We start from the raw sequence: 10,974 nt of genomic DNA, 5'->3' as shown, positions 1-10,974 counted from the left end.
GATTTAGCCATGAACCTGGCCGCCTGTGAATGATGGGGTTTGTGGATCGCTTACCCGGGATGAGCATCAGCGGGCCATTGAACTCGTTGTTGTCGGTGAGCATGATCGACGCGCTGATCGCGCGCATGCGCGGCATGCCGTCCTCGGCGTGCCAGGTTTCAAAGTCCGAGTGCCAGTCGAAGCCGGAACCCTGAAAGCCGTATTTGTCGTTGATCCGCGACTGATGAATGTAGACGTCGCCCCCCAGCAGCTGCTGAACCATGCCGAGGATGCGCGCGTCGCGGGTCAACTCGTCAAAGCGCGGCGAGATGCGGTGCATGTCGAACACCGAACGAATCGCACCGCTTTTCGGATCGCGAATGACGCCCTCGGACTCCAGAAGTTCCGGATCATGGCTCATCTGTTCGAGTTCCTTGAAGAACGGCGCCACGCGATCCTGGGAGAAGAACCCCTCGAACCACAGAAAACCGTCGCGCTCGAAGGCCGACAGCGCCACCTCGCCGAGCGGGCCGTTCCAGCGCTCGCTCGGCCCCGAGTGCACCACCGGATCGCGCCGGTTGTGGCGCGGCAAAGGCTGTTCGGTACGGCTGACGTAATCGTCGTTGCGCATGCTTGCGTCCTCCGTGATGACCTGACTCGTGCGCGTCGCGCACAGCGGTCGCGGTGCGGCCGGCAGACGAAAGACGAAAAACACCGGCCCCGCCCGCGAAACCGCTGCCGCGCGCGTCGTGTCCATGCCCTGTTTGTTACGAAATGCTAACGAAAGCAACCATGGCTTACCAACCGGCCGGGCCGCCCGCCGGCGGCAAAAAGAAACGGGGCCCAGAGGGCCCCGTCCCGGCGTCCGCCGACAATCAGTTCGAGGTCGTGGACTTGACCTCGATACGGCGTGGCTGGCTCTGGGCCTTTTTCGGCACCGTCACCTGCAACACGCCGTTCTCGGCATGGGCTTCCACCGCATCCGCATCCGCGGTGTCCGGCAGCGTGAAGCGGCGTACGAAACGCCCATAGCGGCGCTCGACGTGACGCGTCATGTGGCCCGTGTTACCGGATTCGTCGTCCGGCTTATCCTGCGCGCTGTCGTAGTGATAGTTGCGTTCGCCGCTCAATGTCAGCACGCCATTGCGCAGCGTGATCTCGATATCCCCGGGATCGATGCCCGGCACTTCGGCGTCGATCAGGTAGGCCTCGTCGCTTTCATGGATATCGATGGCCGGACGCCAGCTGCCACCGTAGACCGCCGGCACGTCATCCGCCTGGCCGTGGAACATGCGGTTGATTTCGTCGTTGAACTGCTGCAGAAGAGTCGACGGTTCATAACGCTGAATGGCCATAGTTACCCTCCTTTGTTGCTGGCTTGCTGAGCCTGTTTCTCTACTCCGGAGCTTGGGGACGACGGCCAACGTTTCAATAGTTACTTGATCGTTTTTTTGTACCCGATCGCCTGCACGCCCCGGCTGTTTCGTGCCTGCCCGGCCTCCGGCATACTGCTTCACTTTGCAGACATCATCCGGCGCGGCGCAGACGCCCGCCAGGCCATCCTTTATCATCAGGCGTTGGCGCCGGCTTTCGACTTGTGGGGAGTATTCGTAGTGTCCACGTCCCGTTTTTCCTTCCGACCCAATACAACACCGGTGGCGAGCCACGTGCGCGACACGATTCTGGCCGACCCGGGTTTCGGCCGGCACTTCAGCGATCACATGAGTCATGCCCGCTGGACCGCCGAACAGGGCTGGCACGCATGTGAAGTGCGTCCCTATGGTCCCCTGACCCTGGACCCGGCTTCCCCGGTGCTGCATTACGCCCAGGAAATCTTTGAGGGCCTGAAGGCCTACCGGCATGCCGACGGCTCGGTGTGGGGATTCCGCCCGACACGCAACGCCGCGCGCTTCCGGCAATCGGCCCGCCGACTGGCGTTGCCGGAGCTCGACGACCAGACGTTCGTCGAGTCCATTCGCGCGCTGATCGAGCAGGACAGCGCCTGGGTGCCCACCCCGCGCGACGAACGCGAGGAATGCAGCCTCTATATCCGGCCGTTCATGATTGCGAACGGCCGTTTCCTGGGCGTGAAGCCGGCCGCGGCAGTGGATTACTACGTCATCGCCTCGCCCGCCGCCTCATACTTCAAGGGCGCCGGCAAGCCGATCTCCATCTGGCTGTCGTCGCATTACAATCGCGCCGCCCCCGGCGGCACGGGCGCAGCCAAGTGCGGCGGCAATTATGCCGCCTCGCTGGTCGCCCAGCAGGAAGCGATCGACCACGGCTGCGAGCAGGTGGCGTTTCTCGATGCCGCGGAAAACAAGTGGGTCGAGGAACTGGGCGGGATGAACCTGTTCTTCGTCTACCGCGACGGCCGTCTGGTCACGCCCGCCCTGACCGGCACCATTCTCGAGGGTGTGACGCGCGATTCGGTGCTCACGCTGGCCAGGGAAATCGGCCTGCAGCCCGAACAGCGCGCCATCAGCATCGACGAATGGCGTGAGGGGGTGAACAGCGGTGAGATCAGCGAGGTCTTCGCCTGCGGCACCGCCGCCGTGATCACGACCATCGGTGCGTTGATGACCGAACACGACACCATCGGCGACCCCGAGCGCGGCAACGGCGAAGTCGCCCAGCGGCTGCGCAAGGCCCTGCTCGACCTGCAGTACGGCCGTGCCGAGGACAAGCACGGCTGGCTCACGCGTCTGGCCTGATAGCGCCGTCGCCCCGGGCGTCGACCGCCGGCCGGGGCGATCTCGTCATCACGCGCGAAGGTCGGCACGGTGCGTTCGCGCGATGGGTGTCGAGGCATTCTTGCGCATTCCGGAAGGCCCGGCGACGCGCCGTATCCGGTCATGCGGCGACAGGCCACCGCAGGTCGAAGCCGAGCGTCATCCCATGGCCGTGATCCATGGCAGCCGGGATCGGCCGAGCGCACCGTTCACGCTCGCCACATCGCCCTTCTTGCCATGGCCGTCGGCCGGAAGTCGTGTCCGGCGCCACATTCGTTCCGGCTTGGTATTACGAAAATAAAACGAAAAATAAACGAAATACGCACACATTAACCCCCAGTATTGCGCCACCCAGCACGCCCGGGAGGACCGCCATGACCCATGCGAAGCGCGATACGTCACGCCCGTCGCCCCGTCGCAATGCCGGCAAGGGCGCGCATCGAATCTATCCCGACGAGAACTCGATGCAGAACGCCGATCTGATCACGCGTCTGCGGGCGCGCCGGCTGACGCCGCGGGTGCTGTTGGCCTACGTCGCAGCACTGGGGCTGTTGCTGTTTGCCGCGCCCTGGCCGCCAACGTTCGCGTTCGGCAGCGTGATCGTGGTCCTCGGGCTGCTGTTGCGTATCTGGACCTTCGGCCATCTACGCAAGAACCAGAACGTCATCACCACCGGACCGTATGCGCACACCCGCAATCCGGCGTACGTGGGCTCGGCGCTGGTCATGACCGGGCTGTTCATCGCGGCCGGCAACCCCTACGACTATCAGGGGCTCGCCATCTGGATGGCCGGGATCGCGGGGCTGTATGTGTTTTTCAGGCACTACATGCCGCGCAAGTATCGTCGCGAGTACGGCAAGCTACGCGAGCTGTTCGGGCCCGCCGTGGATGAACACGCGGCCCACGTGCCGGATTTCTTCCCCCGGCTGACGCCCTGGCGCAGTGGCGACACCCAGCGTTTCTCCTGGGCCTGCGTGCGCGCGAACCACGAGCTGATCTGGCCGGTCGCCGGAATCGTGGCGCTGATCATCATCGGACTCGGCTGAAGCCGGAAGTCGCGGCGCCGAAAGCCGCTCTGGCAAAACGGCCGACAGGGTCGCGGCCCTTGCCCCATGGTTCCGGCGCCGCCGGATCCAGGCAACCATAAGGGCAACGCCTCGCGCTCGACCTCGCGAACATGTTCGGCGTACTGGCGGCGCGGCCGATGGCGAACCGGTTCACCCCGTTCCTGTACCGGGCGGCGCCGCGCATTCGCGTTGATCTCGATCAACAGCGCCATGGCGCGACGGCGATAACGTCGATGTCGGATTTTGTCTCTCCAGAGGATGACGACATGACGCAGATGATGAACGCCGCCGTGGTGCGCACCTTCGGCCAGCCGCTGACGCTCGACGAAATTCCGATTCCGGAACCCGGCCCGAACGAGGTGCTGGTCAAGATCATGGCCAGCGGCATCTGCCATACCGACCTGCACGCGGCCAACGGCGACTGGCCGGTCAAGCCCACGCCGCCGTTCGTGCCGGGCCATGAAGGCGCCGGCATCGTCGCTCGCGTGGGCCCGGGCGTGACGCATCTCAAGGAAGGCGACGCCGTTGGCATTGCCTGGCTGCACGATGCCTGCGGACGCTGTGAACACTGCATTACCGGATGGGAGACGCTGTGCGAAACCCAGAACATGAGCGGCTACACGGTCAACGGCAGCTTCGCCGAATACGCCATCGGGCATGCCGACTATGTCGCGCGCCTGCCGGACAACGTCGACTTTCTTTCCATCGCCCCCGTTCTCTGCGCCGGCATCACCACCTACAAGGGCCTGAAGGAAACCGAGGCCAAACCGGGCGAATGGGTGGCCATCTCCGGCGTCGGCGGGCTCGGCCATGTCGCGATCCAGTACGCCAAGGCGATGGGGCTGCACGTGGTCGCGCTCGACGTTACCGCCGACAAGCTGGCCCTGGCGCGCGATCTGGGCGCGGATGTCGCGGTCGATGCCACCGAGGCCACGGCCGTCGAGCAGGTCATCGATGAAACCGGCGGCGGCGCGCATGGCGTGCTCGTGACCGCGGTGTCGGTGCCGGCCTTCAACCAGGCCTTGTCGCTGGTCCGGCGGCGCGGCACCATTGCCCTGAACGGTCTGCCGCCGGGCGAGTTCAACACGCCGATTTTCGACGTGGTGCTCAAGCGTCTCACAATTCGCGGCTCGATCGTCGGCACCCGCAAGGACATGGCCGAGGCACTGGCTTTCGCGGCGGATGGCCACGTGCGCCCGCATATCCATGAAACGCGGCTGGAAAACATCAACGATGTGTTCGCCGACCTTGCCGTCGGCACGGTCGATGGGCGTATGGTCATTCGCATGTAGCACAGGGCTCCCATCGTGAAGCCCAGCCCGGAGGATGCGATATGCGCGCCATGGTTCTCGATGCGCCCGGCCGGCCGCTCCGACTCGACCACGCACGCGCCCGGCCCGAACCCGGTGCCGGCGAGTTGCTGATCCGGGTGCATGCCTGCGGGGTCTGCCGCACGGATCTGCATGTCGTCGACGGCGATCTGCCCGGGCCCGCCGCCGCGCTCGTGCCCGGGCACGAAATCGTCGGCACGGTCGCGGCCGTCGGCGATGGCGTGGCCGACATCGGCATCGGCGCCCGTGTCGGCGTGCCCTGGCTCGGCTGGACCTGCGGCGAGTGCCCGTTCTGTTTGAGCGGGCGGGAGAATCTTTGCGACCGCGCGCGCTTCACCGGCTATCAGATTGATGGCGGGTACGCCGATTATGCCGTCGCCAACGCCGGCTTCTGCTTCCCCATCCCGGCGGCATTCAGCGACCAGGCCGCCGCGCCGCTGCTCTGCGCCGGGCTGATCGGCTACCGCGCCTGGCGCATGGCGGGCAAGGCCCGGAATATCGGCTTCTACGGCTTCGGCGCCGCGGCCCATATCGCGATCCAGGTGGCACGGTTTCATGGCCAGAACGTCTATGCCTTTACCCGCCCGGGCGACGCCGCGGGCCAGGATTTTGCCCGCGGGCTCGGTGCGGTCTGGGCCGGCGACTCCGAAACACGGCCGCCCGACAAACTCGACGCCGCACTGATCTTCGCCCCGGTCGGCGCCCTTGTGCCTGCTGCGCTCGCCGCGACCGACAAGGGCGGCGTGGTGGTCTGCGCCGGCATCCACATGAGCGACATCCCGAGCTTCGCCTATCGCCTGCTCTGGGAGGAGCGCACGCTGCGCTCGGTCGCCAACCTCACACGCCGAGACGGCGAGGAATTCTTCGAAATCGCCGGCCGGATTCCCATCCAGACCACGACCACGGCTTATGACCTGGAGCAGGCAAACGAGGCATTGAGCGCGCTGCGCGACGGGCGGCTCGAAGGCGCCGCCGTCCTGCTCACCAATGGCCACGACGCCCAGGAACCACGCGCGGAGGAATCGCGATCATGACCACGGACGACAGGCTCGCCCAGCATGACGGCGTCGACGCACGCGCCACACAGCAGCAGGTGATCGACGCGCTCTGCGCGCCGGCGCGCTACGCGCACCCCGCGGATACGGTCGTGCGCATCGACACCCATATTTCGACGCTGCTGCTGGCCGGCGACTATGTCTACAAGATCAAGAAGGCACTGAAACTGGCGTTCGTGGACTACAGCACGCTGGCGCGGCGGCGCGCTTGCTGCGAAGCCGAGATTCAGCTGAATCGGCGGTTCGCGCCCGATCTCTATCTCGGCTGCGTGGCGATACGCGACGGCGACGACGGGCCCGGCTTTCGCGGCAACGGGCCGGTGCTCGAGTACGCGGTCCAGATGACGCGATTCGCCCCGGAAGCCCAGGGCGACGCCTGTGCGCGAGCCGGTCGGATCACCGCCGAAGCCGTGGACGGTCTCGCCGCCACCATTGCCCGCTACCACGAAAATGCGCCGACCGGCCTGCCCGAAACCCGCTACGGCAGTGCAGACTCGATCATGGCCGCCGCGCGGGCCAACCTCGACGAACTCGCCGCGCTGCTCGAGCCGGCCGCCAAGCCGTCATTCGCGTCATTGAACACCTGGCTGCGCGACCGCTTCGCCGAGGCAGCCCCCGAGCTCGCGCACCGCCGGGCCGACGGTTTCGTGCGCGAATGCCATGGCGACATGCATCTGGCCAACCTGATCTTCCGCGCCGGGCGCTGGGAGGCCTTCGACTGCGTCGAGTTCGACCCCGCATTGCGCTGGCTCGACGTCATGGACGACATGGCGTTCACGCTGATGGATCTGCATGCCCACGGTCTGTCCCAAGCCGGGCATCGGTTTCTCAACCACTATCTCGAGATCACCGGCGATTACGACGGGCTGGCCGTGTTGCGGCCCTACCTCGTACATCGCGCGCTGGTACGCGAAAAGGTGGCGCGACTCACCGGCGACCGCCCCGACACCGATCGCGACCGGCCGCGCTATCTCGATACCGCGCATGCGCTGTCGATGGCGCGGCCGCGGCTCGTCATCACCCACGGCGTCTCCGGTTCCGGCAAGAGCTGGGCGGCACAACGCGTGGCCGAGCATTTCGGCTATATCCGCATTCGCTCGGACATCGAGCGCAAGCGCATGCACGGGATTTGCCCACTCACCCACCTGGCCGACGCGCCCGGCGATGGTCTGTACGACGCGCAGACCTCGGCAGCAACCTACCAGCGCCTGTTCGCACTCGCGCAAATGGCGCTGCGCGGTGGATGGCCGGTCATTCTCGACGCCACCTTCCTCGACCGCGATCAACGACAGGCCGCGCGCGATGCCGCCCACGCGGCGGGCTGTCCGTTTCATATCCTCGACATGGATGTGTCGCCGGAAACCGCGCGTCGCCGTATACAGGCCCGCGGCACGTCGGATGCCTCCGATGCCGATACGCGCATTCTGGACCACCAACTCGCCAACTATCACCCGCTGGCGCGGCACGAGCGCGAAGACGCCCTGTGTACCTCGGGCGCATTCAGCGAATTGTGCGCGCTGTTCGAGTCGATCGAGGCCCGGGCCAGCGCCTGATCGCGGCCGGCGGCTCAGGCGTCGCCGCCGGCCGCGATCAGGCGTTCGCAGTGACGCGCGATCTGCTGTTCCTCGTCGGTCGGGATCACCCAGGCGCGCACCGCACTGTCGCGGGTGCTGATCCGCAACGCATCGGCGGCATTCGCGGCGCGATCGATTGCCACGCCCAGCCAGGCCAGCGGGGCCAGGATTCGGTCGCGGACCGGCGCGGCATGCTCGCCGATCCCGCCCGTGAACACCAGCGCATCGACGCCGCCGAGCGCTGCCGCCATGGCACCGATCTCGCACACGCAGCGATGAACGAACAACGCAACCGCTTCGGCCGCTTGCGACGTATCGCTGGCCAATAGCGCCCGCATGTCGTCGCTCAAGCCCGACACGCCCAGCAGGCCCGAACGGTTGTAGAGCATATCGTCGATATCGCCCACCGACTGCCCCGCCTGCTGCAGCAAGTACAGCACAACGCCGGCATCCAGCGCGCCGCAGCGCGTGCCCATCGGCAGACCGTCGAGCGTACTGAAGCCCATCGACGTGGCCACACTGCGCCCGGCCTCCAGCGCGCACAGACTCGCGCCGTGCCCCAGATGCGCCACGATCACGCGTGCCCGGGCCGCCGCCGGATCGATCGCGTCCAGACGGCCGGCGATGTATTCGTACGACAGACCGTGAAAGCCGTAGCGCCGGACCCCCTGCTCGAACCAGTGTCGCGGCAATGCGAATCGTTGCGCCACCAACGGCTGGCTGCGATGAAACGCGGTATCGAAGCACGCAACCTGCGCCAGCCCGGGATGAAGGCGCGCGATGGTGTGGATACCGGCCAGGTTATGCGGCTGGTGCTGGGGCGCGAGCGGCACCAGCGTTTCCAGCGCCGCCAGGCTGGCAGGATCGATGCGCACCGGCGCGGCAAAGCGCGTTCCGCCATGCACCACGCGGTGGCCGACCGCGGTCAAAGCCGCCCCACCGGCGCTGTCTTCGCATGCGGCCAGCACCCGTTCGAGCGCCGCGGGGAGACGTTCGGGGCCATCGGGCAGATCCGTTTCCCGGCGCAACCGTCCCTGGGCATCGCACAAGTGCAGGCGCGCGGGGTTGTCGTGATAGTCGACGAATGCGCGCAGGTGACGCACCAGCGCCCCGCCGCGGGCACGGCCGAACAGCGCCATCTTCAGCGACGACGAGCCCGCATTGACGACCAGATAACTCATGCGCGACTGCAGGCGGTGGCGCGGCGACGGCATCCCGGGGCGGCCATTCGCACCGCCCATTGATGCATGTCAACGCCCGGCGAATGGACACGGCCTATCGTTGGATTTTCGCACCAGGTAGAGCATCCCATGCAATCACTTCCTCATCATTATCACGTCCATGCCCGGGGTTCGACGGAAGGCGAGATTCGCCTCGGCGCCGATGGACTGCCCGAACTCGCGGCCACCGCGCCGCCGGAATTCGATGGCCCGGCCGGCTACTGGTCGCCCGAGACCCTGCTGATGGCCGCCGTGGCCGGCTGTTTCGTGCTCACGTTCCGCGGCGTCGCGCGCGCCTCCAGGCTCGATTGGGCGCGCATCGAGTGCGACGTCCACGGCGTGCTGGAACGCCACGAGGGCCGCAACCATTTTTCGCGCCTCACCGTGAAACCGCATCTGGTGGTCCGCGACGCGGCCGACGAGCACCTGGCGCGCCAGTGTCTGGACAAGGCCGAAACGGCCTGTCTGGTCACCAATTCGCTGACCGCCGACATCCAGCTCAAGCCGCGTATCGAGGTGATCGAAGACGCCTGATCGGCCGTGGTACCGACATCCACCGGCGCCCATCACGCCGCGCGATCCGGCGCGGCGTCCTCACCCAATGCCTTGATCGCCTGGACCATCCGGGTAAGCACGGCCTGGGCATCGCCGTACACCATGTTGCAGTTGTCGGCATAGAACAATGCATTCTCCACCCCGGCATAGCCCTTGCCCTGGCCCCGCTTGATCACATAGATCTGATGCGCCCGATCGACATCGAGAATCGGCATGCCGTAGATCGGCGACGATTTCTCGGTGCGCGCCGCGGGGTTGACCACATCGTTTGCTCCAATCACCAGCGCGATATCGGTGTCGGCGAATTCCGCATTGATGTCATCGCGCTCATAGAGCAGGTCGTAGGGCACGCCGGCCTCGGCCAACAGCACATCCATATGCCCCGGCATACGGCCCGCCACCGGGTGAATGGCAAATTTCACGGCCACGCCCGCGGCCTGCAGCAGTTTCACCAATTCATACAGCTTGTGCTGCGCCTGGGCCGCCGCCAACCCATAGCCGGGCGCGATGATCACCTTGCCCGCATAACGCATGGCGATGGCGGCGTCGCTGGCTTCCGTGGGCTTGAGACGGCCGCTCATCGCCGCGCCGGACGCCTCCTCGGCGATGGCGCCGAAATTGCTGAACAGCACGTTGCGCACCGAGCGGTTCATGGCGCGCGCCATCAACAGCGTAAGCAGGGTGCCGGCCGAGCCGACCACCATGCCGGCGATCATCAGCACCGGATTGCCGAGCACATATCCATCCAGGCCGACCGCCAGGCCAGTGAAAGCGTTGTAGAGTGAAATCACCACCGGCATATCGGCCCCGCCGATCGGCAGCGTCACCAGAACACCGAGCGCGAACGCGGCCCCAAAGAATGACACAGCGAGCGCCGACGTTCCGGCGCCGCCCGGCATGATCAGGATACCGGCGCCGAGCAGCACCAGGGCCGCCAGCACGCCGGCGTTGATGAACTGTTGCCCGCGCACGCGCCAGGGTGCGCCCAGCCGGCCATCGAGCTTGGCCCAGGCCACCACCGAGCCCGATAACGATATCGAACCGATGGCGGCACCGAGCAGCGTGACGCCCCAGTGCGCCAGACCCGTGCCGGTGCCGGCGACCAGCTCGGCCGCCGCAATCGCCGCCGCGGCGCCGCCGCCCATGCCGTTGTAGAGCGCCACCATCTGCGGCATGGCCGTGATCGCCACCCGCCGGCCGGTCCATGCCGCCCAGCCCAGGCCGAGCGCCAGCGCGAGCGCGGCCAGCCCGATTTTCAGCCCCAGCCCGGCCCGCGCGGCGGCCGGGACATCCAGCACGTGTAAGAAACTGGCCACGATCACCACCAGCATGCCCGCCCCCGCGAGCACGATGCCGCCGTGCGCCGTGACCGGCGACGACATGCGCTTGAGTCCATAGATCAGCAGGAAGGCGGCGACGAGACCGGCCAGTTCGATGCACAGTTGTATATTCACGGGTGGT

10 protein-coding genes are annotated in these 10,974 nt (G+C 66.6%); 6 read left to right on the top strand and 4 right to left on the bottom strand.

Annotated elements, in window-relative coordinates; genetic code table 11:
• A partial coding sequence (locus ACS8Y6_RS16640) for a phytanoyl-CoA dioxygenase family protein (RefSeq protein ID WP_440856074.1) occupies positions 1–610 on the bottom strand: 610 nt, incomplete at its 3' end.
• Between the two features lie 244 nt (positions 611–854).
• A complete protein-coding gene (locus ACS8Y6_RS16635; protein WP_440850483.1) occupies positions 855–1,334 on the bottom strand; it encodes an Hsp20/alpha crystallin family protein in 480 nt (159 codons plus the stop codon).
• Between the two features lie 258 nt (positions 1,335–1,592).
• Between ACS8Y6_RS16635 and ACS8Y6_RS16630 the strand changes: the two genes are divergently transcribed.
• The 5 genes from ACS8Y6_RS16630 to ACS8Y6_RS16610 all read left to right on the top strand — a co-directional run bounded on the left by ACS8Y6_RS16630 (position 1,593) and on the right by ACS8Y6_RS16610 (position 7,717).
• Positions 1,593–2,693 (top strand): branched-chain amino acid aminotransferase, encoded by a 1,101-nt coding sequence (locus ACS8Y6_RS16630; protein ID WP_440856073.1) that lies wholly within the window; start codon positions 1,593–1,595, stop codon positions 2,691–2,693.
• A 392-nt stretch (positions 2,694–3,085) separates the two neighbouring features.
• Positions 3,086–3,757, top strand: a complete 672-nt coding sequence (locus tag ACS8Y6_RS16625) for a methyltransferase family protein (RefSeq protein ID WP_440856072.1) — start codon at positions 3,086–3,088, stop codon at positions 3,755–3,757.
• Positions 3,758–4,044: 287 nt separating this feature from the next.
• A complete protein-coding gene (adhP, locus tag ACS8Y6_RS16620; RefSeq protein ID WP_440856077.1) occupies positions 4,045–5,070 on the top strand; it encodes an alcohol dehydrogenase AdhP in 1,026 nt (341 codons plus the stop codon).
• Positions 5,071–5,111: 41 nt separating this feature from the next.
• On the top strand, positions 5,112–6,143 hold the full coding sequence (locus tag ACS8Y6_RS16615; RefSeq protein ID WP_440856071.1) for a zinc-dependent alcohol dehydrogenase family protein: 1,032 nt from the start codon (positions 5,112–5,114) through the stop codon (positions 6,141–6,143).
• Positions 6,140–7,717, top strand: coding sequence for an AAA family ATPase (locus ACS8Y6_RS16610; RefSeq protein ID WP_440856070.1), 1,578 nt, complete (start codon positions 6,140–6,142; stop codon positions 7,715–7,717). The genes ACS8Y6_RS16615 and ACS8Y6_RS16610 overlap by 4 nt, the downstream gene beginning before the upstream one ends.
• A gap of 14 nt (positions 7,718–7,731) precedes the next feature.
• Here ACS8Y6_RS16610 and ACS8Y6_RS16605 read toward each other — a convergent pair whose 3' ends face one another.
• Complete coding sequence (locus ACS8Y6_RS16605) at positions 7,732–8,919, bottom strand: acetate/propionate family kinase (RefSeq protein ID WP_440856069.1); 1,188 nt, start codon at positions 8,917–8,919, stop codon at positions 7,732–7,734.
• Between the two features lie 129 nt (positions 8,920–9,048).
• Between ACS8Y6_RS16605 and ACS8Y6_RS16600 the strand changes: the two genes are divergently transcribed.
• Positions 9,049–9,492, top strand: coding sequence for an OsmC family protein (locus tag ACS8Y6_RS16600; protein WP_440856068.1), 444 nt, complete (start codon positions 9,049–9,051; stop codon positions 9,490–9,492).
• Between the two features lie 32 nt (positions 9,493–9,524).
• On the opposite strand, the gene ACS8Y6_RS16595 is transcribed toward ACS8Y6_RS16600, so the two are convergent.
• The gene (locus ACS8Y6_RS16595) at positions 9,525–10,967 is read right to left on the bottom strand and encodes an NAD(P)(+) transhydrogenase (Re/Si-specific) subunit beta (RefSeq protein WP_440856067.1); all 1,443 of its coding nucleotides are present in this window, start codon (positions 10,965–10,967) and stop codon (positions 9,525–9,527) included.
• Positions 10,968–10,974 lie beyond the last annotated feature (7 nt).

The organism is Salinisphaera sp. RV14 (genome assembly GCF_052044135.1).
In the GTDB taxonomy this organism is placed as follows: Bacteria; Pseudomonadota; Gammaproteobacteria; order Nevskiales; family Salinisphaeraceae; genus Salinisphaera.
The sequence above is the reverse complement of the archived record's forward strand: the minus strand, read 5'-3'. Positions and strand labels throughout refer to the sequence as shown.